Below are 25745 nucleotides of genomic sequence, written 5' to 3'. Positions count from 1 at the left end.
CACAGCCCGGCCCTGGGAACCGCCATGCGCATCCTGTGCCAATAAGCTATACCACTGATTTATAGTGCTTTATTATCAGGTCATAGAAAACTCGCCCAACAAAATCCGGATTTCCGGACAATCGCAACCACCCTCGGCCGGCTGAATCGCCGTCTCACCGTATCCGCAGCGGCATGTCCGGATTGTCAGACACCGTCCGTTATTCCGGACAATCGGTCCAGACCACCGTCGTAGCCCTGCTATGACATCCAGCTCCGGCCCCCTGCCGTATCAATAACCGGACATTTTTCGAAGGCAGGGAACGTGACGTGCGAGAATACCGATTCGGAGGCCGGAGAAACGCTCTGGGCATGGTGGCAAGCGGACTGCTGGCACTGAGTGGCTGCGTGACCCACCACCAGGCACCTGACGACCGGCCTCTGCCGGACGAAACCGGCTTCCGCGTCGTAGAAGATGTGCGCTATTCGCCTGCCGACTGGCCCGAGGCGCTGTACGCCGATCTCTACCTGCCGCAAGCCGGAGCACCGGCCGCCGGGCACCCGGTTGTGCTCATGGTTCATGGCGGCGGATGGCAGCGCCGATCCCGGGACGATATGGCCTGGATTGCCGAAGCGCTGGCCGGTCGTGGCTTTGCCGTCATGAACATCGACTACCGATTCGCGCCTGACTACACCTTCCCGGCCCAGCTGCACGACCTGCAGGTGGCGCGACAACGGCTCAACCAACTCGCCGAGCAATACCCTCTCGATACCACCCGGGTCAGTGGCTTTGGTTTTTCATCCGGCGCTCATCTGATCTCGCTGCTGGCTCTGGTGGCCAGTTACGAGACACCTTTGAATCAACCCTACGGCGGATCGAAGACCCGCCTGGTGGCGGTGGTCGCCGGTGGACTGCCATCCGATCTGACGGCGTTCGGTTCGGGCAGGCTGATCCGGCAGTTTCTGGGAGGCGTTCAGGAAGACATGCCGGACACCTACCAGGCCGCCTCGCCGGTGTCTCACGTGACCGACCAGGCGCCGCCGTTCTTCCTATTCCATGGCGGCATGGACATGCTGGTGCCGTTCAGTCAGGCAGAACGTTTCCGGGATCAGTTGGAAGCACAGGGTGTCTACAACGAACTTTACGAAATGCATCTGCGCGGGCACGTCACCAGCTTCCTGACAGCGGGCAGTGCTATCGATGAAGCCATTGCCTTCCTCGTGCGGCAACAGGACAGCTGACCGGACCTGGCTATCCGATTCGAATGAAGGGCAGCAGGCTGACCCCTGCGATAGCCAGAATGACCACGCAGGCTGCCAGGGTTCGCACTGGCTTGCGCCGGAGCATGAACCACAGGCCGCCGGATTCGCCTCGTGCAATCTGGTCTTCATACGCCTTGCGCTGAGTCTGAAAACGCTGGCGCTGGTATTCGTCCAGCAGCGCCCTGGCTCGCTCCGCCTCCTGGTCGTCGTGCACCCAGAAGCCGCCCATGCTGATGCCCCAGAAGCTCGGCGGGGTTTCGTAATAGTTCACCTGGTGCTGGTCAAACAAGGCGCGGATTTCATCCGCTTCGTCGTCAGGCACGTGGCGAAGGTTCATCAGGTGGTGGGGCATGTTGCTCTCAATCTTTTGTCGTGGCCGGGTCTTATTGGGCAGTCGTAAAGCCGATATTCTACCATCAAAGAGTGATGGACCGATTTCACTGCCGGGATACTGCATGACCGATACGCCTCTGCGCCTGCTACTGGATTTTGATGCCTTCAGCCAAAGGGATCATCACCAGCCGCCCGCGTTCCTGCACCGGCGGGATCGAAAATTTGCCCTGACCTGCGAGCAACAGGGGCGCACCCCCAATGCCCGGCTGTGGCTGGAACACATGGCACGACTGAGCGGCCCGGGTGCAGACCGCTCCGCCGGCGACAAGGCCATCAGGCTCTGGCGCCGGATCAATACCGGTTTTGTCCTGGTGGGAGGCCTGCTCGGCATACTGACCATGCTCGGCCTGCTGTTCTACGACGGAGGACAGCGCATCAACATTACCGCCTTTCTGGCGTTTGTAATGCTTCAGCTGCTGCTGGCGCTGTTCACTACCGTGCAGTCTATTGCCGGCTGGCAGCCCTGGCGCTGGCTCACCAAACGCCTGAACCGGGGCAGTACCAGCGACACGGTGCACCGGCTCCAGCCCGCCCTGATGGCCCGGGCCTCCCACCTGGGCGGCCTCAGCTTCGCTACCACCGGGCTGCTGACACTGCTGGTGATGGTGGTGGTACAGGATCTGGCCTTTGGCTGGAGCACCACCCTCAATACCGCCGCCGACCGCTACCATCAGCTGATCCTGTGGGTGTCTGTGCCGTGGCACTGGGTCTGGCCGGCGGCGGTGCCGGATCTGGCCCTGGTGGAAGCTACCCGGTTCTTCCGGGCCGGCGGCCAGAGCAACGCGGTCAATCCCGAACAATGGGGCCAGTGGTGGCCCTTTGTGGTGGCACTGTGGGGCGTTTGGGTATTGTTACCCCGGCTGGCACTGTCGCTTTTTTCGGCGCTGGTTATCCGCGGCAAAGCCCGGCAACTGCTGAACAATCACCCGGCCATGCACGCGCTCATGTACCGCATGGAAACACCCACCATCGATACCGGCAACGAGCACAACGACGCCGGGGACATGCCGGACACCAGCACCCCCACCGGGTTGTCGCCGCTGCCCGCGAGCAACCTCATTCTGGCCTGGGCCGGGGCGGATAAGCCGGAGCTGCCACAGGGGCTGATGGGACCGGACACCCAGGTGTTCGGGGCCGGCGGCCGGGCCACGCTGGCCGAAGATCACCGCGCCATCGGACACATCGCAGAAGCCCTGGCTGGCCAGCCCGGGGGTGCCGTGCTGGTTGTGACCCGGAGCTGGGAACCCCCCACCGGTGAGCTACAGGATTTCCTGGAAACCGCACTCGAAACCTGGCCCCCGCATGTTGTTGTGCACCTGGTGCCGCTCAGCCCGGACCCAAACCAGCCACCCGATGATCGTCAGCTGCGGCAATGGCTGCGCTTTGCGCACCGGACCGGTGGCGATGGCATCGGGGTGAGCATCCTGCCCGGCACGCCACAGGATCCTTACGTTATACGGGAACAGGTGTTATGACACAGCCTCCTGTCTTTGCTGTCGTCGGTCACCCGAACAAGGGCAAATCCAGCGTGGTGGCCACGCTGTCCCAGAACGACGCCATCGCCATTGCGCTGGAGCCGGGCACCACGCGCCAGCGCCAGTCCTACCCGATGACCGTGGACGGACGCACCCTCTACGTTCTGGTAGACACCCCCGGGTTTCAGCGCCCCCGCCGGGTGCTGGAATGGCTGGAAGCCCACAGCGTGTCCGCCTCCGACCGTGCCGAAACCGTCAAGGCCTTCGTCACCCAGCACCAGGGAGATGGTCGCTTTACCGATGAATGCGAGCTGCTGACGCCGCTGATTGAGGGCGCCGGGATCATCTACGTGGTGGACGGGTCGGTACCCTACAGTGCCGAGCACGAGGCAGAGATGACCATCCTGCGCTGGACCGGCCGCCCCAGTTTGGCGCTGATCAACAGCATCGGCAGCGAGGATTACAGCGAAACCTGGCAATCCGCGCTCGGCCAGTTCTTTCAGGTGGTTCGGAAGTTTGACGCCGTTCGCGCCCCGTTTGAGCAACATCTCAGCCTGTTACGCGCTTTTGGCCAGCTGGAACCGGATTGGGAACAACCGCTGGAAGAGGCCACCGGATTTCTCTCGGAGCACCGGCGCAAAAATCAGAGCCAGGCCGCGACGCTGATTGCCCGGGCCCTGGAAGACATGATGGCCTACCGCGAAAAACGAACACTCACCTCAGCGCAGGCCTCCGGCATCAGCGACGAACAGCTCGCCGAGCAACTGCGGGACAGGTGGTACCGCCATCAACGCCAGCGGGAACAGACCCTGCGCACAGACATCGAACACCTCTATCACCATCAGCGTATCCAGCGTCAGGAAGCGGAACTGTCCTGGCATAACGAGCACGACCTGTTCTCCGAAGACAGCCGGAGCACCTGGGCAGTAAGCCGGCGCTACCTGACCACCGCAGGCTTCGGAGCCGGCGCCGTCAGCGGGGCCAGTATCGATGCGATCACGCTGGGACACTCACTGGGGGCTGGCGCCCTGGTGGGCGGGCTGATCGGTGCGGCCGGCAGTTATTTCTATGGCGACCGGCTGATGCTGCCGGCGCTGAACATCGGCGTACTCAAAGATGGCTTCAAGACAGCCACCTTCGGGCCGGTTCAGGACAGTCAGTTCGGCTATGTGATCCTTGGGCGGGCGGTGGACCACTGGTGGCACATCAGCCACCGCAACCACGCCGGCCGGGACTTCCTGGATCTGGAACCGGCCGATCACCACTGGCTGGAGAGCCTGGACAAACCCGCCCGCCAGGCCATTCAGCTGGCCTTCGACAAGTGCCGGAAAGAACAGTCGATGGACGAACGCCAACGACACAAATTCATCGCCGCCATCGAGCAAAGCATGATCACCTACGACGATTGGCGGTTGAATCGGGCCTGACAGGGATGTTTATACTGTAGGGCTTTTCCAACCATAACCGGGGAACGCTTATGAAAATCGTACGAGTTCAAGACATTATCGGTACCGAGCGCGAAGTGACAGGCCCAGGCTGGACCAGCCGCCGGATGTTGCTGAAAAAGGATGGCATGGGATTCTCCTTCCACGAAACCATCATCCCGGCCGGTGCTGAACTGAACCTCTGGTACAAGCACCACCTGGAAGCGGTGTACTGCGTTGCCGGCAACGGTTCCATCACCGACAAGGCCACCGGTGAGACCCACGAAATCACCGACGGCACCCTGTATGCGCTGGACAAGCACGACCAGCACACGCTGCGGGGCGGCACCGAGGACATGCGTCTGATTTGCGCGTTCAACCCACCGGTCACTGGCCGGGAAGTGCACGATGAAGACGGTGCCTACCTGCCGGATACCGGCGAAGACTGATCTCGTCCCGAGTGGCTGCAGTTACGGCCGCACACACACCGCCATCGCCAGCGCGCCTGCTGCCGGTGGCGGTGCTGCTTTGGCTGGCCGGCCTTTACCTGCGCATACCCATTCTCGTCGCGCCGCCACTGGCGCCTTTTATCAGTGATGACCTGGCGCTGTCCCAGGCGCTGACCGGTGCACTCACCACGCTACCCATCCTGATGCTCGCCGTGGGCGCCATGCCCGGCTCACTGGCCATCACACGAATTGGCCCCCGCACCACGCTGGCCCTGGCCATCACCGTCATGGCTCTGGGTTCTTCCGCCCGGGCGCTGGCGCCGGAGTCCACCAGCCTGATGCTGGCCAGCGCGGTCATGGGACTGGGGGTAGCCATGATGCAGCCCGCCTTACCCGCGCTGTTACCACGCTGGTTGCAAGCCCACCATCTGGCGTTGGGGACGGCCATCTACATGAATGGCATGCTGATGGGTGAGTTCATTGGTGCCGGCCTGACGCTTCCGGTGCTGATGCCGCTGTTCGATCAGAACTGGCGCTGGACACTGCTGGCCTGGTCACTGCCGGCGTTACTGGTGGCCGCCGCGCTGTATCTCCCACGCCGGGACAACACCGGTCCGGTGGCACGGGGCAACTGGCTGCCCGACTGGCGCAACCCGCTGACTGTCCAGATCGGTCTGGTACTGGGAATGTCCGGTTCGGTGTTCTTCGGGCTGAATGCCTACATGAGTAACCTGATGGCCCAGCAGGGCCGGCTTGATCTGCTTTCCGAAGCCCTGTTCTGGTACAACGCCGCCCAGGTGGCTGCCTCCCTCGTGATGCTGAAAATGGCGCGCCTCTGGGTGGGCCGGAAGGGGATCGTGATTGCCTGCGCACTCCTGTGCATTCTGGGCACGGCTGGCAGCCTGCTGCTGCAGGGCTGGGCCTTCATCGTCTGTGCCACACTGGCCAGCTTCATTGCCGGCATCCTGCTGATCCTGCTGGTCGCGCTGCCACCGCTGGTGGTCAGTGCCGGCGAAACCGGCCGGCTATCCGCCGGCACCTTCCTGGTGGGCTACACCGTGGCCTTTGCGGTGCCCATGGCCGGGGGGCTGGTGGCCGATGCAACCGGCGATGCCCGGCACGCGGTGATGGTGATTCTCGGCTACGGCCTGCTGATTTTACCCCTCACCCTAGTCCTGAACCTGCAAACCCGCCGGTAAATGCGCGCTGCTCAGACCGCAGTCGGCAGGAACCTGCCCGGGTCTGTGGGGCCGTCCGGGTCCCGCGGTTCATGCTTCTGGCGGAGGTAGCCGAGGATGGCCTGCTGCAGATCGCGCCCCTGGGCCAGGCCCTGATTACCAAACAACCGGTTAAACTCCAGCACGTACGGATAGCCCGCAACCAGCGCGATATCAAAGCCGGCATGGTCCACCTCCAGCGTGCGCGCCAGACGCAGGGCCAGCGCGGTCATGACCTCAGGCACCGGGCTGTCATCAAGGCGCCCGCCCCGGGACAGGTTGTTATAGAAGCCCTGATCGGACTGAACCCGCCAGTAAGCCGTCAGTACCTGATCGCCGACCACCACGACCCGGGCATCCCGGTCAATGGGCAGATACTCCTGGGCATAGAGCACAGGCGTAACCTCGCAATAGCGCTGCCAGTCCTGGCGGGACTCAATCAGCCACACCCCTTCGCCCATGCTGGCCTTTGGCAGCTTGGCGACGAACGGCAGCGACATGGTTTCCCAGATCATCTCCCGTTCCTGGGGGCCGTTGGCTTCGATCAGAGTGAAGGGCGTGTGCTCTGGCGCAATACACTGGAACGCACGGGTCATCTCGACCTTGTCGTGGCCGATCCGGTAGCTCGCCAGACTCGGAAACACCCGGCATTTGAGGCCATGGACCAGGGCATTGAGCTGCCAGTACTCCGGGAACAGCACCCAGTCAGCATCCTGCAACAGTGGTTTGTGACGAAGGAAGTGCTCTGGCTTGAGCACGGTGGTATCGGGAAAGCCGAGGGTTCGGAAAACGTCAAAGGATACGAGCTGCATGACCACACACATCAGCCAAAAAATTAGCGCGAATTTTATCCAGAACCGGCGATCTGGCAAGCTTTTTCGGCCGCCGCCAGGCGGCCCGGCGAGCCGCCCTCGGCCTGCTAGGCTTCGGGTATCGGGTGACCTCACAAGGAGCGGCCAGTGAACCGACGCAGGCAATACCCAGACACCCTGATCCGCACCATTCGTGACGACCAGGCCTCAGGCGCGGCCCAGCTAGCCATGACCGCACTGCAGGGTGTGCAAAGCTGGCTGGAACAGACTGCCGTGTCTGCCCATGAGCTGGAGACAGCACTGAGCGAGCTGGAGCGGGCACGACCCAGCATGGTGGCGCTGGCCAATGCCATCGCACGCTGCCGCACCCGGTTTGGCCACGGGCCGGATCTCGACAACGTTTCCGCCGAAGCCGTGCCAATTGTGGCGGGGGTCCTGCTGGAGCTGAGCCAGGCCAGCGATCAGGTGGCCCGCCACGCCGCAGATTTGGTGCCGGCCGGGGCCAGGCTACTGACCCACAGTCGGAGCTCGCAGATCCTGGCGCTGTTCCGGCAGTTGCGGGCCCGTCAATGTCCGTTTTCGGTGATCTGCACGCAAAGCGGCCCCGGAAACGAGGGATTTACGCTGGCAAAGGAACTGGATGAGCTGGGTGTCGAGGTAACGCTGATTACCGACGCCCAGCTGGGCCTGTTCGCGCCCGAGGCCAGTGTGGCGGTGGTCGGCTGCGATACCTGGCTGGCCGATCAGCACTTCGTGAACAAGAGCGGCAGCTATCTGCTGGCGCTGGCGGCGCGGGATCAGGACATACCCCTCTGGGTTCTGGCGGACAGTTTCAAGGACAGCAAGGATACCCGCCGGTCGGTCACCCTGGAGGAAATGCCGCCGAAGGCAATCGGCGCGCCCACGGGTGAACACATACGGGTACGAAACATCTGTTTTGAACCCGTGCCCGTTCGGATGATCACCGCCCGGATCAGCGAGCAGGGCGTTTCTTGGTTCCCTGCTGGGCCGGTGCCGTAAGCGGGTCTTCCGGCCAGGGATGCTTGGGATACCGCCCCCGCATGTCTTTGCGCACCTCGGGGTAGGCATTGCGCCAGAAGCTGGCCAGGTCGGAAGTCACCGCCAGGGGCCGCTGGGCGGGCGACAACAGGTGGATCACCACCGGCACCTTGCCACCGGCGACCCGGGGCGTTTCCGTCAGACCGAACATGGCTTGCAGCTTGGCCGCCAGCACCGGGCCGCTATCAGGGGTATAGTCGAGCACGACTTTCTGTCCGGTGGGAATGGCCAGAGTCGTCGGTGCCAGTTCATCAAGCTGATGCTGTTGCGCATAATCCAACAGCGTGGCCAGGGCCAGCGGCAGGTTCAGGTTCGCAACATCGGACCACTTCTTCAGCCCCGCCAGATAAGGGGCGAGCCAGTGCTCAAGGGTATTCAGCAAGGCCGGATCACTGGTATCTGGCCACTGGCCCGGGAAGCACTGCGCCAGAAGTCGCACTCGGGCGACCCACTGCCGGGCCTGCGGGGTCCAGGGCAGGCTGTCCAACCCCTTGCGTCGCACCGCATCCAACAGCCCCTGCTGGACCAGTTCCGGATCGATCCTGGTGAGCGGCTTTTCCGACAGGATCAGCTTGCCGAGCCTGCGCACATAGCGTGCCACCACGGTTCCGCGCTGATCATCCCAGCCGGCCTCCTCGCCTTCCTGCATGTGCCCGGCCAGGACCCGCTCGAGGTCCACCGGCTGGACCGGTGCGGCGAGGTAGATTGTTGCTTCCCGGGCCTTGCCGTCCAAATCCGCAGCCACCAGCCACTCCTCACGAGCCAACGGGTCGTCCTCGGCCAGCAGCGCTCCGCGCCCATTGCTCAGCTGATAGCGTGGTGCGCTGCCGGGGCGCCGGCGGGCAATCCGGTCAGGGTATGCCAGGGCCAGCAGCCGTCCGATGTCGGTATCGGTGCCGTTGCGCTCAGAGCTATCGGGCTGCGCAGAATTTTTCGGGTTCAGGCGTTTGGCGGCGTGCCGTATCGCTTTCAATCGGGCCGGATCGACCCGGGAATGGCCAGGCTCGCCCCGCAGCAAGCGTACCCGCTGGTGGATGTCCGCGCCGCTGCCCGGCCCCATCAGATCCCGCTCCTCCAGCAAGGCAGCCAGTTCAGCGGCCAGAGTGCCCAGTCCTGCGCTGCGGCCATGAACCACCATATGGGCCAGGCGGGGGTGGATGCCCAATTGCCTGGCCGCCTTGCCGTGGTCGGTAATCGCCCCGTTCGCGTCAAGCAAATCCAGCCACTGCAACAGTTCCATCGCCTGTTGCCAGTGTGCCGCGGGCGGCGCATCGATCCACGCCACCTGATCCGGTGAACGGGCGCCCCACTGGGCCATTTCCAGTACCAGCGGCGCCAGATCGGCCTGCTGAATTTCCGGCGGGGTAAAGTCCGCCAGCCCAAAGTGCTCCGACTCGCTCCACAGCCGGTAACACACCCCCGGCTCTGTCCGGCCGGCCCGGCCTTTGCGTTGCTCCGCCGAAGCCTTGGATACCCGCCCGGTCACCAGCCGGGTCATCCCGCTGTTGGGGTCGAACAGCGCCCGCCGCTGCAGCCCGGCGTCGATCACAACCCGCACTCCGTCGATCGTCAGACTGGTTTCGGCAATGGCCGTGGCCAGCACCACTTTTCTGGACCCCGGGCCCGCCGGGGCAATGGCCCGGTCCTGCTCTTCGGCCTTCAGGTTGCCGTACAGCGGCGCCAACACTACATCGGCCGGTAACTGCCCGCGTAACTGCTGCTCAACCCGCCGGATTTCTCCGGCTCCGGGCAGGAACACCAGCAACGAGCCGGCCTGATCGCTAAGGGCTTCGTGAATCACCGCCACAACCTGATCAACAATCCGGGCCTGCCGGGGCAATGGCCGGTAATGAATGTCCACAGGGAAGGCGCGTCCCTCACTGGTCAGCACCGGCACGTCACCGAGTAGTCGGGCAACAGGCCCGGTGTCCAGCGTGGCAGACATCACCAGTACCCGCAGGTCTTCCCGCAGGGCGTGCTGGGATTCCCGCACCAGTGCCAGTCCGAGATCGGCCTGCAACGAGCGCTCGTGGAATTCATCGAATAACACCGCGGCGTAGGGCTCCAGCATGGGATCATTCTGAATCAGTCGGGTCAGGATGCCTTCGGTAACCACTTCGATGCGGGTTTCGGCAGACACCCGGGTATCCAGTCGGGTGCGGTATCCCACGGTCTGACCAGGCTGCTCGCCCAGCAGGCATGCCATGAAACGGGCGGCGGATCGGGCCGCGAGACGCCGGGGCTCGAGCATGAGAATCTTGCCGCCACCCCGCCAGGGAGCATCCAGCAGCGCAAGCGGGACACGGGTGGTTTTGCCGGCGCCCGGCGGGGCCTGCAACAACGCCGTCGTGGTTTGCTCAAGGGTGGCGGTCAGGTCAGGGAGAAGCTGCTCGATGGGAAGCACGGTGGCTGGCACATGGGTCGATGGGTTCAGGGCCGCACAGGGCGGACAGTGGCAGCGAGTCTAACCGGCTCAGCTACTGGCGCCAAGCCGGTTATCCCGTGCCCATTCGTAGATCCGTTCGAAGGCCTCAACCAGTGACTCAGGCTGGTGCGGAGGCTGGATGACGGCGGCCAACTGGCCTTCGGGATTCAACAACGCGAGGTGACCGCTGTGATCAACCAGCAATTCGCCATCGACCTGCCGATGAACGAATACCGCACTCAGACTCTTGGCGAGCGACCGCAGGGTTTCCACGTCGCCGGTCAGGCCGTGGAAGTTGGGGCCGAAAAAGTCGGTGTAGGCCTTGAGTTTTTCCGGGGTGTCGTGTTCCGGATCGGCAGTCACCAGCAGGTAGTCTGGTTGAGGCAGCTCTTTGGATAGCAGCTGGTTGGCACGGCGCAGGTTGGCCATGGCCGCCGGGCAGATATCCGGGCAGTTGGTGTAGCCCACGAACGCAAAGGTCCAACGCCCCTTGAGGCTTTCCCGGGTCACGGTTTCACCCTGTTCATTGAGCAGGGTGAACTCTGCCAGCTCACGGGGCTGGTCGTAGACATAGGTGTTCAGCTCGCTCAGCACCGGCGCAGGTGCCGGCTCCTCGCCTCCGACCAGAAACACCTGCCGGCCAACCGCCAAGCCGAAAACAAGCACAACCAGGAGCAGCAGAACAATCAGTGTCAGGCGAATCGAGCGGTTCATCAGGACCCCGTGTGGATGATCAGAAAAAGACGAAGTGGTCTACCAGCAATACCACAAACAACACCATCAGATAAGTGATGGAGTATTTGAAGGTATTGAAGGCAACCCGGCGATCGTCCCCCTTCAGCAGGCGAACTGCGTAATGCAGGAAGCGCAGACCCAGCAGCAGGGCACCCACCAGATAGATGATACCGGACATGCCCGTGACGAAGGGCAGCAGACTCACGGCCAGCAGGATCAGCGTGTACAGCAGGATGTGCAGCTCGGTAAACCGGTTGCCGTGGGTCACGGGCAGCATGGGGATCCCCGCCTCGGCGTATTCTTCCTTGCGATGGATCGCGAGCGCCCAGAAGTGTGGCGGCGTCCAGGCAAAGATGATCAGCACCAGCAGCAGTGCGTGGCCTTCAATCTGTCCGGTGACGGCGGTCCATCCCAGCAGGGGCGGCATGGCACCGGCAAGGCCACCGATGGTGATGTTCTGCGGTGTCGCGCGCTTCAGGAACAGAGTGTAGACACCGGCATAGCCAACCAGCGAGGCCAGGGTCAGCCAGGCGGTCAGCTCGTTCACCTTCCACATCAGTACCACCATGCCGACACAGGCCAGCAGGGTGGCAAACATCAGGGCATCCAAGGGCGCAATCCGACCGGTGGCAACGGGGCGCTTGCGCGTGCGCGCCATGATGGTATCGATTTTCTGATCCACCACATGATTGACCACCGCAGCCGCACCGGCGAGCAGCGCGATGCCGAGGTTGCCGTACAGCAGTACCTCCCAGCCGGGCAGGCCGGGCACCGCCAGCATCATGCCGATCACGGAGGTCAGAATCATCAGAGCCACCACCCGGGGCTTGGTCAGCTCCAGGTAATCGCGCCAGGTGATGGAAGCGTTGGATTCACTCGCAGCAGTCTGGGCCGGCAGTGCGTTCACGGATTTGCTCATGCCGTAACCTCCTGATTTATGGTTGTTGTGTGTGCCGCCTTGGCAGTATTGGACTCGGTAAGCAGATGATGACGCCAGATCAGGTGCACCACGGAAAGTAGCAGTCCCGCGCCCATGGCGTTATGGGCAACCGCGATCCCCAGGGGAATGTGGAGCAGCACATTGGCGAGCCCGAGGCCAATCTGCGCTGCCAGTGCGATCGCAACCAGGGTAATCGGACCGGTCAGGCCCGAGTCACGCCGGCTTCGCCACATCCACGCCAACAGCAGGGCAAAGTACGCCAGCACCACGACAGCCCCGACACGGTGCGTGACATGAATGGCAACGCGGCCATCGGCGGTGAGCTGGCCGCCCAGATAGTTGGGGCCAACCTGCTGGGTGATATCGAAGCCGTGCTGAAAATCCATGCCTTCAGGCCACCACTGGCCCTGACAGGTCGGCAGATCCGTGCAAGCCACGGCGGCATAGTTGGCAGCGGTCCAGGCGCCCAAAGCAATCTGCAGCACCACCAGGAGCAGGCCGGCATACAGCCAGGGGCCAAATCCACCGGGGACCGATCGGGCCGGGCGGTTACGTGTACCCTGGGCCCTTGCCCGCAACCTCAGGGTCAGTAACACCAGCAGCGTCAGGGTGGTGAAGCCACCCAGCAAGTGCAGGGCGACGACTTGAGGCCACAGCTTCAGCGTCACCGTCCACATGCCGAAGGCGCCCTGCAGAACTATAAATCCGGCGATGAACACGGGCAGTTTGACCGGAACACCGAGCTTCCGGTGACGGACCGCATAGGCGGCCAGACCGAACACAACAAGGCCCAGCATGCCGGCGGCGTAGCGATGAATCATCTCCGGCCAGCCTTTTTCCACATCCACCGGGGTATCCGGGAAACGGGCATTGGCAATGGCGATGCTGGCCTCACTCTGGGGCACGGTCAGGAAGCCGTAACAGCCAGGCCAGTCCGGGCAGCCCAGTCCGGCATGTACAAGCCGGGTCCAGGCACCGAGCATGATCACCACCACCGCCAGAAGCGCGGCCGCCTGGGCCCAGTTCGCCATCCGCCGGGCCTCAGGGCAAGCTGCTGAAAACGACTGATTCAAAGCCCTACCTCCGTGTCTGCGACTAACCAATCTGAGACAGTTTCAATAAGTGTTTCAGATCCTTGAGCATTTCCTTACCGGTGTTGTCGGCCCCGTAACGCATCATGGCGTTCCCGAACGGGTCGATCAGCAATATCGACGGTTCGCTTTCCAGGTCGAGAGCCGCCGGCCAGGCCGGTGAACGGCCTTCCACCGGTGTAAGGCGTTCCATCAACCGGTATTCATCCGACCAGCGGGCCTCAAGGTCAGCCGGCAAGCTGCCAAGCGCCGCGGCCCGCGCCACGCGATTGGCGTTCTTGCCCAGGGCGATATTGACCTGACGGGTGAGGTACAGGAGTTGCTCGCACTTGCTGTCACAGTCGGCGGCAACCACCATCAGCATCCAGCGGGCCTTCGACTGATCCGGGCCGAAGCGCTCAGCCAGCGGTTGGCCCGAGGCGGTTTCAAGGTGGAAATTGGCAACCGGCACCGGGGGCTGGATCAGGGTGCCATTGTTGGTGTGGCCGGCCGGGTTCAACCAGCCGGTGTAGAACATGATGGTGGCGAAAATCATCGGCCCGAAACCCAGGGCGAAAAGCAGCATAGCCGTGCGCCGGCCTCGCCGAACCTGTTCGGGAGTAGGACCGTCCTGGTCAGAGACCTGCTTAGCCATTGTCGTTGTCATTGTTGGCTCCTGTCTTTCGGTAACTCGCTACTAAGGTCAATACCACGAGAGCCAGCGCCAAGGCAAACCATTGTGTGGCATAACCGTAGTGTGTTTGTGGGCCCATCAAATCCGGTTGCCAGTCAGCGCGGAACGCACCTGGTTCAGCAGGCCCCGCCAGCCGCAAGATCACTCCCGGAACCTCCGGCGCGACCCGGGCAACGATTTCCCGGGGCAGGGTCTGTACCCTGCGCGGCCAGTCTTGTTCCGGTTCCGACGCATCCACCAACACCGGCGGCTCGGGATACTCACTCAATCGACCTTTTATCGCCACCGTGCCCTCGGGTACGTCCACCGTCGGCAGCCGATCACGGGTTCTAGGCGCCTGAACCCAACCGCGGTTAACGACTAACGGCGGCCCCTCAAGCGGCTGGAATACGGTCAGCACCTCGTACCCCGGGGCGCCATCACGGGTTCGATTGTCCAGCAGCCAGCTTCGTGAATCATACCGGCCCTCCAATGTGACCGGACGACCTGACTGAAGCTCGGTCTCAACCAACTCCGGCCAGGACAGCTGCAGGACATCCAGTTGCCACTGATCGAGCAGTGCCTGCTTCTGTCCGGCCCGATCCAGTTGCCACAATCCCAAACCAATCAGCAGCGGCAGAAAGACACCGGCAAACACCATGAACCGCCAGTCAAACTGCCATTGACGGGAACGCTCCGGTCGCTCAGACATGCTCTGCTATAGTGTGGTCTGTAAGTGGGAGGGGGGACGCCCCAGCAGCCCGCCAACAAGCCATCCAATTCCGGGAGTTCCCATGCTCAAAGCGGTCATCGTGGTTCTGATGCTTGCGGTCGTTGTCAGTTTGTTCAGCGGTCTGTTTTTTCTGATCAAGGATGAGGGCAAAACCAATCGGGTGGTGAACTCGCTCGCACTTCGGGTGACGCTCAGCATACTGCTCCTGGCGATTATTCTGATCGCGTTATGGCAAGGGAGTCTGACGCTGAATCCGACTCCCTGAAGCCCGTTCTCTTAGATGATGTAAACGAAGACGAACAGTCCCAGCCAGACCACATCCACAAAGTGCCAGTACCAGGCAGCAGCCTCGAATCCGAAGTGGTTGTCGCCGGTAAAGTGGCCCTTGTAGATCCGGATCAGCATGATGGTCAGCATCAGGGCGCCAAGCAACACGTGAGCGCCGTGGAAACCGGTCAGCATAAAGAAGGTGCTGCCGTAAATGCCCGACTGGAGCGTCAGATCCAAATCCCGGTAGGCGTGGATGTATTCGTAACCCTGCACAAACAGGAACACCACCGCCAACGCAATCGTGGCGCCTAGCCAAAGCTTGGTCTTGGCGCGATTGCCGGCCTTGAGCGCATGATGGGCAACGGTCACCGTGAACGAGGAGGTCACCAGCAAAATGGTGTTAATCAGTGGCAGCCCCCAGGGGCCGATGACGCTGTCGGCTGCCGGATAAGCCTCCGGATTCGGGTTGTTGATCAGCGGCCAGGTGGCCTCGAAGCCTTCCCACAACATGGCGGAACTGCCACGGTCACCCTCACCGCCGAGCCAGGGCACAGCGAACACGCGAACGTAGAAGAGTGCACCAAAGAACGCGGCGAAGAACATCACCTCCGAGAAGATGAACCAGCTCATGCCCCATCGGAAAGAACGATCCATTTGCGGACTGTAGAGCCCGGAACGGCTCTCACGGATCACGTTTCCGAACCAGCCGAACAGCATGTAGGCCATGATCACCGCACCGATCATGAACATAAACCAGGAGCCGGTTGTGCTCTCACCCTGTTTGCCATTCACCATGATTGAGGCCACGCCGTAGAGGGTCAGCCCCAGGCCGACCGTCGCGACGATCGGCCACTTGCTCTGTTCCGGAACGTAATAGGTCTGGTTCTGCGCCATGACAGTCTCCGATGGCTTAGCCGTTTTCATTTGTTGTTGTGTTCTTGGACTTGCCCGCCGACACCTTTACCGGTTTGCCCTGGTCATACAGCGTATAGGACAGGGTCAGCTTGGTAATGTGCTCAGGCAGCTCCCGGTCGACAATGAATACCAGGGGCATGTCGGCACGCTCCCCCGGTTCCAGGGGCTGCTGGTTAAAACAGAAACACTCGGTTTTATGGAAATACAGGGTGCCCTCCGAGGGCGACAGGCTGGGCACCGCCTGGCCGACCATGGGCTCGGACGTTGGATTCTCGGCCACAAAGTTAACCGTGACAGACTCCCCCGGATGCACCTTGATGCTGCGTACTGCCGGCTTGAAGATCCAGGGCATGTCCGGCCCGTTCTGGGCCAGGAACTGAACCTCGACCGTCCTTTGCTCATCCACCTCAGTGGTCGCCGGTGCCTCGTAACGCCCCCCGGTTTTGCCGTTGATGCCGGTGATTTCGCAAAATACTTCATACAGCGGAACCAGGGCGAAACCGAAGGCAAACATGCCCACCACGGCAGCCAGACACCAACCCACCACCCGGGTAGTGCTTCGGCGCTCTGGTCCTGCCTGTGATGTTTCGTTGGCCATGTTCGTTCCCCCCCTGACGACCGCTACTTCACTTCCGGTGGCGTGGCGAAGGTGTGATAAGGAGCAGGCGATGGCAACGTCCATTCCAGCCCTTCAGCACCATCCCAAGGCTTGGCGGACGCCTGCTTGCCACCACGCACGCACTTGACCACGATCAGCAGGAACAACAGTTGGGTGGCGCCGAACATAAACGCACCCACGCTGGACACCATGTTGAAATCGGCGAACTGCAGCGCGTAGTCGGGTATCCGCCGCGGCATACCCGCCAGACCGAGGAAGTGCATCGGGAAGAACGCCAGGTTCATGCCGATGAAGGAGAGCCAGAAATGGGTTTTCGCCAGGGTTTCGTCATACATGTGGCCCGTCCACTTGGGCAGCCAGAAGTACACCGAGGCATAGATGCCGAAGATCGCCCCCGGTACCAGAACGTAATGGAAATGAGCAACCACGAAGTAGGTGTCGTGATACTGGAAATCCGCCGGGGCGATGGCCAGCATCAGGCCGGAAAAGCCACCGATGGTAAACAGGATCACGAACGCCACGGCGAACAGCATCGGCGCTTCGAAGCTGAGCGCACCGCGGAACATGGTGGCCACCCAGTTGAACACCTTCACCCCGGTGGGCACCGCGATCAGCATGGTGGCATACATGAAGAACAGTTGGCCGGCGATGGGAATACCGACGGTGAACATATGGTGCGCCCAGACCACAAAGGAGAGCAGGGCAATGGCACCCACCGCGTAGACCATGGATGCGTAGCCAAACAGCGGCTTGCGCGAGAACGCCGGAATGATATGGGACACCGCGCCGAATGCCGGCAGGATCATGATGTACACCTCGGGATGCCCGAAGAACCAGAACACATGCTGGAACAGCACCGGGTCACCGCCGCCGGAGGCATCGAAGAAGCTGGTTCCGAAGTTGATGTCCATCAGCATCATGGTGACCACACCCGCCAGCACCGGCATAACCGCAATCAGCAGGAAAGCGGTGATCAGCCACGTCCACACGAACAGGGGCATCTTCATCAGGGTCATGCCTGGCGCCCGGAGGTTCAGGATGGTGGCGATCACATTGATGGCGCCCATGATCGACGAGACACCCATGATGTGCACGGCAAAGATAAAGAATGTGGTGCTGGGTGGTCCGTAAGTGGTTGAAAGCGGTGCGTAGAAGGTCCAGCCAAAGTTAGGCGCGCCGCCTTCCATGAACAGGGTGGACACCAGAATCAAAAAAGCGCACGGCAGCAACCAGAAACTCCAGTTGTTCATCCGTGGCAGCGCCATATCGGGTGCCCCGATCATGAGCGGCAGCATCCAGTTGGCCAGGCCCACAAACGCCGGCATCACGGCACCGAACACCATGATCAGACCGTGCATGGTGGTCATCTGATTGAAGAATTCCGGATTGACGATCTGCAACCCGGGCTGGAAAAGCTCTGCGCGAATAACCATCGCCATGGTTCCGCCCAGAAGGAACATCGCAAAGCTGAACACCAGGTACATGGTCCCGATGTCTTTGTGGTTAGTAGTCAACAGCCAGCGGCTGATGCCTTTCGCTGGGCCGTGATGATGATCCTGGGCGTGGGTATCTGCAACCGCACTCATGAAAACCCCCGTTTACCGCCGTTGTTCGTGGCTGGTGATGTCTGTTAACTGGCGTTGATTACTGCTCGTTCTTGTAATCAAAAATCTCTTTCGGCGTGACCATGTCGCCGGTGTTGTTACCCCAGGCATTTCGCTCATAGGTAATCACCGCGGCCAGGTCTACCTCGCTCAGCTGGTTGCCGAAGGCCTGCATGGCGGTACCCGACTTGCCGTTCACGACAATGTCGATGTGCCCTGCAATGTCTTCCAGCACCATCTGACTCCCTTTCAGGGCGGGGAACGCCGGGGGCATGCCGCTACCGTCCGCCTGGTGGCAGGCCGCGCAGGCAGTCTGATAGGCGGTTTCGCCACGTTCCATCAGCTCTTCGAGGGTCCATTCTTTCTGGGTCAGCTCACGCTCTTTGGCGGCGGCCTCTTTCTGTTCGGCAACCCACTGGGTGTATTCTTCCTCGGGTACCGCCTTCACAACCACCGGCATGAAGCCGTGGTCCTTGCCGCACAGCTCGGTGCACTGGCCGCGATAGGTGCCAGGCTTGTCCACCCGGGTCCAGGTTTCGTTGATAAAACCAGGGATAGCGTCTTTCTTGACGCCAAAATCCGGCACCCACCAGGAGTGGATCACGTCGTTAGCGGTGAGCAGCAAACGAACTTTCTTGCCTACCGGAATCACCAGAGGGTTGTCGACTTCCAGAAGGTAATGCTCACCTTTTTTCTGCTGGTTGTTGATCTGAGCCCGGGGCGTGGAGAGGTTAGAGAAGTATCCAAAATCCTCATTTATGTATTCGTACTGCCATTTCCACTGATACCCGGTGACCTTGATGTCGACGTCCGATTCCGTGGTGTCGTACATCTCGACCAGCGTGGCTGTGGCAGGAATGGCCATCACGACGAGGATAACGAAGGGGATAACGGTCCAGAGGATTTCCACCGCAGTGTTTTCATGAAAATTCGCAGGTTTGTGCCCCTGCGATTTACGGTGGGCAAAAATAGACCAGAACATGACCCCGAAGACCACGACACCAATGGCGACGCAGATCCAAAGAATGATCATGTGAAGGCTGTAAATGTCATTACTGATGCCGGTAACCCCGGGGGTCATGTTCAATGCCCAGTCCGCAAAGGACCACGCAGGGAACGTCAGACCACCTACCAGGGCACCTGCCCGCAGAGCGTGCACGCGCATACTGTGTCTCCACAGAGTGTTATTATTGTCGGATTTTAATATCCCACCGATTTCACCAGCGTTCGCACACACTGGAAAAACCCGAGTGGAAGCCTACTTATGGATACATCAATTTGAGTATAGACACGGATTTTGAAAACACTAAAAAATCTAATAAACGCAAATTTGCTAAACAAATGCTTTCTTTATTCGATTTAGCTATATGAAACCACAGCTTCCCGTGATGGATCGGCGTCTGTGGGCCCTCGCCTGGCCACTGATGCTGACGAACCTCACCGTGCCTTTGCTGGGACTCGTGGATACCGCCGTGCTTGGCCACCTCGACAGCCCCGAGTATCTGGGTGCGGTGGCGGTAGGCGCCAACCTGTTCAGCATCCTGTACTGGACTTTCGGGTTCATGCGCATGGGCACCACCGGCCTGGCGGCACAGGCCTGGGGCAAGCGGGACGCTTTTGCCCAGGTAGCCCTGCTGTTGCGTTCGCTGCTGCTCGCCGTTGGCATCGGATTGTTGCTGATCCTGCTGCACCGGCCGTTGATCTCGCTCGGGTTAACCTTGATGAATCCCAGCCCCGATGTGGCGGAACTGGCCGCCGAGTACGCCGCCATCCGGATCTGGAGCGCACCGGCGGTACTGTGCCAATACACTCTGGTAGGCTGGCTGATCGGCACCCAGTTCCCGCGGGGCCCGATGCTCATGCTGATCGTCGCCAACGGCGTCAACATCGTGCTCGACATCCTGTTTGTCACCGTGCTGGGCTGGAACAGCCGGGGCGTGGCGCTGGCCACGGTCATAGCGGAATACGGCGCCGCGATTATTGGCATCCTCATCGTGTTGTCGCGCATGCCCGAGGGCCAGCGGCTGACCCGGGCCCTGTTTGGCCAACTATCGGATTACCTGCGCATTCTCCGAGTGAACCGCTACATCATGGTGCGCACCATTGCGCTGCTGCTGGTGCTGGCATTCTTCACCGCTCAGGGCGCTCGTCAGGGTGACACCATTCTGGCCGCCAATGCGGTATTGATAACCTTCCTGTTGGTGATTTCCAACGCTCTGGACGGATTTGCCAATGCCGCTGAAGCCTTGGTCGGCGAAGCCATCGGCAAAGGCAGCCGCCGACGCTTCCGACTGGTGTTTCAGAGCGCCCTGCGCTGGTCCTTCTGGGGCGCTCTGCTGCTGACTCTCGTGTTCGTTCTGGGCGGACGGCCGCTGATTGCACTTCTGACGGACATAGAGGAAGTACGACTGACCGCGTGGCAATACCTGCCCTGGCTCTGGCTGCTACCCATGGCATCGGTGTGGGGGTTCTTTCTGGACGGCGTATTCATTGGCGCTACCCGCACCCGTGACATGCAGAACACCATGCTGTTTTCCGCGCTCGGCGTGTTCCTGCCGGTCTGGTGGCTGACGACGGGATGGGGCAATCACGGACTCTGGTTTTCCCTGATCTGCCTGATGCTGGCCCGGGCGGTCACTATGGGCTGGCTGTGCTGGTCGCACACCAGAAACGGGGTTTGGTTTCAGACGCGCTGACAATGTCACAATTCCGTAACATTTATGGCCTGTTTTTCAACCAAACAGCCCGGCAAGCCCAGAAATGTTGGCTACACTTTCAGAAAAGACAGGGCCGGCGGGCGATTTTGCCGGCACAACAAGGGCCCGATATTGCCGTGCAATTTATCCATAGAAGAGAATGGGAGGCGCCTTGCGACCTCAATTAGCACACACACCGGCATCTCCTGAAATGACACCACAGGTCGTTCTTGAAATTATTGATCAGGCCAGGCGCAAGGAGGCACGTTCCGGCACCTTTCTCAAACAGTTGCGTGAGAAAGCCGCCAACCTGCCGACGTCGATCGTGGTCGATGGCCACCAGCCAGCGACCTGCCTGTTCCAGTTTGCTGTTGAATACATCGAAATGGCGCCCCGCCTGATCGAATGTGTCGATGCCTGTGCCCGCGAGGCAGGCACCACCGCGCTGTTTGAGCCGTTCATTGAAACCGCCACCAAATACTTCACTCAGCCGTCGGTGATGCTGCTGCGCTACGATGGCCTGGATGGGCTGTTGATCCGTGCCTACCTGTGCCATCGGCTGATGGAGGAAATGTACGAGAACAATCGCTCGATCCGATCCTCGGACCTGGTGGACGTCGAGGCCACCCGAGCCAACTTGCTGGCCCACGAACTGATTGGCGAACCCTTCGCCAACGAGCTGGACGATTCCATCGCTCTGACCGTCATGCAGATCGCGGGCACGCCGGATTACTACCACCTGAACCTTGACCCCTTCGTCCAGCAAGCCAACCACGCTGCCTGGAACTGGATGCGCCAGTACTGGGAAAACCTGCTGACCCGGAACCATATCCGCTTCGCCCTGCGCTCCGGCCTGATCTGATCACTCCCTACGCCTTAAACCTTTGATCCTGTTCAGGCAACCGGTATGCTTGCGCTTTTGCGACTCACTGGCTCCGGGAGATTCTGACCTTGCTTGAAAACGCCGATCTGGGAAAACTCTTTATTCGTCTGACTCTTGGCGGACTGATGCTGTTTCATGGCATTGCCAAGCTGCTGAATGGAGTCGGTTTTATCGAAGGCGAACTGGCCAGTCATGGCCTGCCCACGTTCCTGGCGTACGGCGTGTTCATCGGCGAACTGATCGCGCCACTGATGGTCATCCTCGGCTACCACACCCGCATCGGTGCCCTGCTGATCATCTTCAACATGCTGGTCGCCATTGCCCTGGTGCACGGCCATCAACTGCTGTCTCTGGGCCGCGGAGGCGGCTGGGCGCTGGAGTTGCAGGGCTTCTTCCTGTTTACCGCCGTAGCGCTGGTCTTCCTTGGCCCCGGCCGCTACAAACTGAAAAGCTGATACGGATCCAAGTCACTCTGCCGCGGCGGCCTGAACGTTGCCGTGGGACATCACCCGGTTGCGGCCAGCCCGTTTGGCCGCGTATAGGGCCACGTCCGCACGTCGTATGAGCTCATCCGGGCTTTCCTGCGGCAGCGGTATCATGGTGGCCACACCAACGCTGGCAGTCACGGCGATGACCACATCCTGTGACACCGGTTGCACCGTGGACTGTTCAATCGCCTCCCGCAGGCGCTCAGCCACCAGAACCGCACCCTCCTCCGACGTCGTCGGCAGCAGCACACTGAACTCTTCGCCGCCGTAACGGGCGAGCAGATCTCCGGTGCGTTTGATTTCACTGCTGCAGATGGCGGCCACCGTTATCAGGCAATCATCGCCGGCCGGGTGGCCATAGCGGTCGTTGATCGACTTGAAATGATCGACATCGAGCAACAACAGACTCACTGGCTGCTTCTGACGTGACGCCCGGTTCCATTCCGCGTCCAGCTGATCATCGAACTGACGCCGGTTGGCCAGCTGGGTGAGCCCATCCGTCACACTGATGGTCTTCAGACGTTCGTTGGCCTGCTCCAGCTCTTCGGTGCGCTCCCGGACCCGGTCCTCCAGGGTCCGATTGGTCTGCTTCTGGATGGTCAGCGCCCTCTCCTGGGCTTTTAATCGGCGCCGACGTTCCAGGTGAACCCGGTGGGCGAGGGCGAAAGACAACAGAATGACTTCCAGGGCAACGCCAATCTGGGGCCCGGCTTCGGTGAGAAACGACGGGGCGAGATAGCCAAACTGATGGGCGGCCAGAATCAGGTGGCCCACCAGCAGCGGTGTCCAGGCCAGAACGTAGTAGCCCGCGAGCCGGTGGCGCCGGAACCACAGATACATCCCAACCAGCCAGGCCGCCGGCATGCCCAGGGCCGTCACCAGCGCCGCCAGGAAAATACCGGCCTGATAGTAACCCGCCACGCCGATCACGATGCTCAGGCCGGCCCCGACCAGAATCAGCTGCAGAATCCGGTAACACACCACACTGTGCTGGCGTACCGACAGGAAACGAATGGTAAACATGGTGGCTGAAATCAAAGCCACACCAATGATCAGTACCGTGAAATAGCGATTGATGGAGGGTGCGCCGGGCCAGAGCCACTGGAACAGCAAACCGTGCAGATGCAGATGCACCAGGCCAGCGGACAGCAGGGTCAGCACCAGCCAGGGGTAGGTGGGCTGGCGAACAATCTGAAATAACAGCAGGTTGAACAGGGCCAGCGCAGCAATAAAACCAACAAACATCGCCTGCCAGCCATACGACACCTGCTCGGCCGAGATGAATTCTTCCGGCGTCAGTAATTTCAGGGGAATCTGCAGGGTGCCGTCGGTCCGGATCCGGATGTAGGCCGTCAGCGACCCCTCATCAAGGGGGATCGGGAAAGCGAAATTCCGGTGGCGTAACGGCCGGCTGTCGAAGGGACGGGAGTCGCCGGTAAGGTAGCGCAGCGCGACAAGGTCATCGGAGGACCAGTAAAGGTCAACCTCGTCCAGTAACGGATGGCCGACCTCGAGAATCCTTAGCATCGGATCCGGCGGCATCGGCACCTTCACCCACACGGCAGCGTCTCTCAGCCCCAGATTCAGGGTCCGATCGACGGTGGCACTCTGCCAATGGGTCTGATCGAGCGCCATTACCTGTTCGATGCTGAGGATGTCCGCTTGATCGGTTAACCAGAAATACTGCTCATTTCCGAACGTCAGGCGACCCGCAGTAACAAGCAGCAGCCCAACCAGAAGAGACAAAACCCGAGAAGTCGCGGGATGCTTCATATTCCGTTTCCGGTTTTACGGCCCGACGACTTGGACTACACTTCCGAAGGCCTGAACAGAAATTCGACACATCAGATAAACACCCCTAAGTCTAGACGCTTACACGCACCTCGTCCCGTTCGTAACACAACACACCCACCGCCAGAGGGATGATTGATGAACGACCACAAACCCCGGCTGGAGCCGGGACGCTACCGTCACTACAAGGGAAAGGATTACCAGGTAATTGACCTGGCCCGGCACAGCGAAACTGAGGAGTGGATGGTGGTTTACCGCTGTTTGTACGGTGACTTCAGCCTGTGGGTTCGCCCGCTGGCGATGTTTCGCGAAACCGTGGAACTGGCCGGCGAGCAGGTACCCCGGTTTGCCCGGGTCGGAGATGCCTGACCCCCCTGCGGCCACGCATTTTTGATTTTTTCATCCAACTACGGCAGATTAGCGCGCTTTTCCACGCAAGCGCGTCGCTGAACGGCGGCGGCCAATCCTCCTGAGAACACCCGGAGTTCACCATGAATGCCGTTGTTGCATCGGTTGTCATCATGCTCCTTCTGAGCCTGTGTCGAATTCACGTTGTCGTTGCCCTGATCATCGGCGCCATATCCGGCGGCCTGATTGCCGGGCTGTCGCTGGAAGCCACCATAGAAGCCTTTAATAACGGGCTCGGGGGTGGCGCCACGGTAGCACTGTCCTACGCCACACTCGGGGCGTTTGCTGTCGCCATCGGCAAATCCGGTCTGGCCCACGCGCTGGCAGACCGGGCGCTGGCCCTGGTTGGCCGGCAAACCGATGCATCGGCGGTGAATGGCGTACGTTTTCTGATCATCGGCCTGCTGCTGGCGATTGCTATTTCGTCCCAGAACATTCTGCCCATCCACATCGCCTTCATCCCGCTGGTGGTGCCGCCGCTGTTGTATGTGATGGCGAAACTGAACATGGACCGCCGGCTGGTGGCCTGCGTGCTCACGTTCGGCCTGATTACCCCCTACATGTTTCTGCCGGTCGGCTTCGGTGGCATCTACCTGAATGAAATCTTGCTCGCAAATGTGAGTGAAAATGGTGTCGATACCGATGACCTGCGCGTGATGTCCGCCATGGCTCTGCCTGCACTGGGCATGTTGCTGGGACTGCTGATCGCGGTATTTTTCAGCTACCGGGGCAAGCGTGATTACAACCTGGACGCCATCGCCCGCACCGAACGGGTGGATGCCAGCTACAGCCCCCGCACCCTGGTGATGGCGCTGGTCGCCATTGTTGCGGCGTTTGTCGTTCAGCTCTGGCTGGGCTCCATGATTCTGGGTGCTCTGGCAGGCTTTGTACTGTTCAACCTGTCGGGCGTGGTGAAGTGGAAGGAAGCCGACGACCTGTTCACCGAAGGCATGAAGATGCTGGCAATGATCGGCTTCATCATGATTGCCGCCTCGGGCTTTGCCGAAGTGATGCGGGAAACCGGTGACATCGCCACGCTGGTACAAAGCTCGGTGGCCACCATCGGTGACAACAAACCGCTGGCCGCCTTGCTGATGCTGGTGGTCGGGCTGCTGATCACCATGGGCATCGGGTCCTCGTTTTCCACCATCCCCATCATCGCCGCCCTGTACGTGCCCCTGGCGCTGGAAATGGGGTTCAGCCCGCTGGCCATTGTCGCTCTGGTGGGCACGGCGGGTGCTCTGGGGGATGCCGGCTCCCCAGCGTCGGACTCCACGCTCGGACCCACATCCGGCCTGAACGTTGACGGCCAGCACAATCACATCTGGGATACCGTGGTACCCACCTTCCTGCACTACAACCTGCCGCTGCTGGGCTTCGGCTGGTTGGCGGCGATGGTGCTTTGATCCGACGAGTCTGAAGTCA

25 protein-coding genes are annotated in these 25745 nt (G+C 61.2%); 12 read left to right on the top strand and 13 right to left on the bottom strand.

Translation table 11 applies throughout. The annotated features are described in order from the left end of the window. Positions 1-308: 308 nt before the first annotated feature. A complete protein-coding gene (locus LPB19_RS04245) occupies positions 309-1220 on the top strand; it encodes an alpha/beta hydrolase (RefSeq protein ID WP_228289206.1) in 912 nt (303 codons plus the stop codon). Between the two features lie 10 nt (positions 1221-1230). Here the strand turns inward: LPB19_RS04245 and LPB19_RS04240 are convergent, their stop codons facing one another. Next, complete coding sequence (locus LPB19_RS04240; RefSeq protein ID WP_206644870.1) at positions 1231-1593, bottom strand: DUF6164 family protein; 363 nt, start codon at positions 1591-1593, stop codon at positions 1231-1233. A 103-nt stretch (positions 1594-1696) separates the two neighbouring features. Here LPB19_RS04240 and LPB19_RS04235 point away from each other — a divergent pair, with 103 nt between their 5' ends. From LPB19_RS04235 to LPB19_RS04220, 4 genes are read left to right on the top strand one after another with little or no spacing between them, the layout of a single operon-like run. Continuing rightward, the gene (locus tag LPB19_RS04235) at positions 1697-3109 is read left to right on the top strand and encodes a DUF2868 domain-containing protein (protein WP_206644869.1); all 1413 of its coding nucleotides are present in this window, start codon (positions 1697-1699) and stop codon (positions 3107-3109) included. Next, positions 3106-4536, top strand: coding sequence for a GTPase/DUF3482 domain-containing protein (locus tag LPB19_RS04230; protein ID WP_206644868.1), 1431 nt, complete (start codon positions 3106-3108; stop codon positions 4534-4536). Before LPB19_RS04235 ends, LPB19_RS04230 begins: the two co-directional genes overlap by 4 nt. 50 nt (positions 4537-4586) lie before the next feature. Further along, positions 4587-4982 carry an ectoine synthase gene (locus tag LPB19_RS04225; RefSeq protein WP_206644867.1) on the top strand — a complete coding sequence of 132 codons (396 nt, stop codon included), beginning with the start codon at positions 4587-4589 and terminating at the stop codon, positions 4980-4982. Between the two features lie 11 nt (positions 4983-4993). Further along, complete coding sequence (locus tag LPB19_RS04220; protein ID WP_206644866.1) at positions 4994-6181, top strand: MFS transporter; 1188 nt, start codon at positions 4994-4996, stop codon at positions 6179-6181. Positions 6182-6192: 11 nt separating this feature from the next. On the opposite strand, the gene LPB19_RS04215 is transcribed toward LPB19_RS04220, so the two are convergent. Beyond that, positions 6193-7011: an ATP-grasp domain-containing protein gene (locus LPB19_RS04215; protein ID WP_206644865.1), complete on the bottom strand. Its 819-nt coding sequence runs from the start codon at positions 7009-7011 to the stop codon at positions 6193-6195. A 147-nt stretch (positions 7012-7158) separates the two neighbouring features. Between LPB19_RS04215 and LPB19_RS04210 the strand changes: the two genes are divergently transcribed. Then, a complete protein-coding gene (locus LPB19_RS04210; RefSeq protein WP_228289205.1) occupies positions 7159-8031 on the top strand; it encodes a translation initiation factor eIF-2B in 873 nt (290 codons plus the stop codon). Here LPB19_RS04210 and hrpB read toward each other — a convergent pair. The 6 genes from hrpB to LPB19_RS04180 all read right to left on the bottom strand — a co-directional run bounded on the left by hrpB (position 7985) and on the right by LPB19_RS04180 (position 14625). Further along, positions 7985-10474: an ATP-dependent helicase HrpB gene (hrpB, locus tag LPB19_RS04205; protein WP_206644864.1), complete on the bottom strand. Its 2490-nt coding sequence runs from the start codon at positions 10472-10474 to the stop codon at positions 7985-7987. The two genes, LPB19_RS04210 and hrpB, sit on opposite strands and share 47 nt — an antisense overlap. 69 nt (positions 10475-10543) lie before the next feature. Further along, a complete protein-coding gene (locus LPB19_RS04200; protein WP_206644863.1) occupies positions 10544-11209 on the bottom strand; it encodes an SCO family protein in 666 nt (221 codons plus the stop codon). A gap of 19 nt (positions 11210-11228) precedes the next feature. Next, complete coding sequence (gene cyoE / locus LPB19_RS04195; RefSeq protein WP_206644862.1) at positions 11229-12149, bottom strand: heme o synthase; 921 nt, start codon at positions 12147-12149, stop codon at positions 11229-11231. Next, complete coding sequence (locus tag LPB19_RS04190) at positions 12146-13201, bottom strand: COX15/CtaA family protein (protein ID WP_206644861.1); 1056 nt, start codon at positions 13199-13201, stop codon at positions 12146-12148. Before LPB19_RS04190 ends, cyoE begins: the two co-directional genes overlap by 4 nt. 64 nt (positions 13202-13265) lie before the next feature. After that, positions 13266-13907 carry a hypothetical protein gene (locus LPB19_RS04185; protein ID WP_228289204.1) on the bottom strand — a complete coding sequence of 214 codons (642 nt, stop codon included), beginning with the start codon at positions 13905-13907 and terminating at the stop codon, positions 13266-13268. Beyond that, entirely contained in the window at positions 13888-14625 is a 738-nt protein-coding gene (locus LPB19_RS04180) for an SURF1 family protein (RefSeq protein WP_206644860.1), read from the bottom strand. The genes LPB19_RS04185 and LPB19_RS04180 overlap by 20 nt, the downstream gene beginning before the upstream one ends. Before the next feature lie 82 nt (positions 14626-14707). On the opposite strand from LPB19_RS04180, the gene LPB19_RS04175 reads away from it, so the two are divergent. After that, positions 14708-14911, top strand: coding sequence for a twin transmembrane helix small protein (locus tag LPB19_RS04175; RefSeq protein WP_206644859.1), 204 nt, complete (start codon positions 14708-14710; stop codon positions 14909-14911). An 11-nt stretch (positions 14912-14922) separates the two neighbouring features. On the opposite strand, the gene LPB19_RS04170 is transcribed toward LPB19_RS04175, so the two are convergent. From LPB19_RS04170 to coxB, 4 genes are read right to left on the bottom strand one after another with little or no spacing between them, the layout of a single operon-like run. Next, entirely contained in the window at positions 14923-15810 is an 888-nt protein-coding gene (locus tag LPB19_RS04170) for a cytochrome c oxidase subunit 3 (RefSeq protein WP_206644858.1), read from the bottom strand. A 16-nt stretch (positions 15811-15826) separates the two neighbouring features. Next, a complete protein-coding gene (locus LPB19_RS04165; protein WP_206644857.1) occupies positions 15827-16429 on the bottom strand; it encodes a cytochrome c oxidase assembly protein in 603 nt (200 codons plus the stop codon). A 23-nt stretch (positions 16430-16452) separates the two neighbouring features. Continuing rightward, positions 16453-18036 carry a cytochrome c oxidase subunit I gene (ctaD, locus tag LPB19_RS04160; RefSeq protein WP_206644856.1) on the bottom strand — a complete coding sequence of 528 codons (1584 nt, stop codon included), beginning with the start codon at positions 18034-18036 and terminating at the stop codon, positions 16453-16455. Positions 18037-18094: 58 nt separating this feature from the next. Continuing rightward, a complete protein-coding gene (coxB, locus tag LPB19_RS04155; RefSeq protein ID WP_206644855.1) occupies positions 18095-19219 on the bottom strand; it encodes a cytochrome c oxidase subunit II in 1125 nt (374 codons plus the stop codon). Between the two features lie 202 nt (positions 19220-19421). On the opposite strand from coxB, the gene LPB19_RS04150 reads away from it, so the two are divergent. The 3 genes from LPB19_RS04150 to LPB19_RS04140 all read left to right on the top strand — a co-directional run bounded on the left by LPB19_RS04150 (position 19422) and on the right by LPB19_RS04140 (position 22088). Beyond that, the gene (locus tag LPB19_RS04150; protein WP_206644854.1) at positions 19422-20750 is read left to right on the top strand and encodes an MATE family efflux transporter; all 1329 of its coding nucleotides are present in this window, start codon (positions 19422-19424) and stop codon (positions 20748-20750) included. A gap of 211 nt (positions 20751-20961) precedes the next feature. Next, positions 20962-21612 carry a hypothetical protein gene (locus LPB19_RS04145; protein WP_206644853.1) on the top strand — a complete coding sequence of 217 codons (651 nt, stop codon included), beginning with the start codon at positions 20962-20964 and terminating at the stop codon, positions 21610-21612. A gap of 89 nt (positions 21613-21701) precedes the next feature. Next, positions 21702-22088 (top strand): DoxX family protein, encoded by a 387-nt coding sequence (locus tag LPB19_RS04140; protein WP_206644852.1) that lies wholly within the window; start codon positions 21702-21704, stop codon positions 22086-22088. A 12-nt stretch (positions 22089-22100) separates the two neighbouring features. Here LPB19_RS04140 and LPB19_RS04135 read toward each other — a convergent pair whose 3' ends face one another. Next, positions 22101-23894, bottom strand: a complete 1794-nt coding sequence (locus tag LPB19_RS04135; protein ID WP_206644851.1) for a sensor domain-containing diguanylate cyclase — start codon at positions 23892-23894, stop codon at positions 22101-22103. 156 nt (positions 23895-24050) lie between these two features. On the opposite strand from LPB19_RS04135, the gene LPB19_RS04130 reads away from it, so the two are divergent. Both LPB19_RS04130 and LPB19_RS04125 read left to right on the top strand, forming a co-directional pair. Beyond that, positions 24051-24281, top strand: a complete 231-nt coding sequence (locus tag LPB19_RS04130) for a DUF1653 domain-containing protein (protein WP_206644850.1) — start codon at positions 24051-24053, stop codon at positions 24279-24281. A 122-nt stretch (positions 24282-24403) separates the two neighbouring features. Continuing rightward, positions 24404-25726 carry a Na+/H+ antiporter family protein gene (locus LPB19_RS04125; protein ID WP_206644849.1) on the top strand — a complete coding sequence of 441 codons (1323 nt, stop codon included), beginning with the start codon at positions 24404-24406 and terminating at the stop codon, positions 25724-25726. Positions 25727-25745: the final 19 nt, after the last annotated feature.

Origin of the sequence: Marinobacter salinisoli, assembly GCF_017301335.1 — a bacterium.
Classification (GTDB): Bacteria; Pseudomonadota; Gammaproteobacteria; order Pseudomonadales; family Oleiphilaceae; genus Marinobacter; species Marinobacter salinisoli.
The sequence above is the reverse complement of the archived record's forward strand: the minus strand, read 5'-3'. Positions and strand labels throughout refer to the sequence as shown.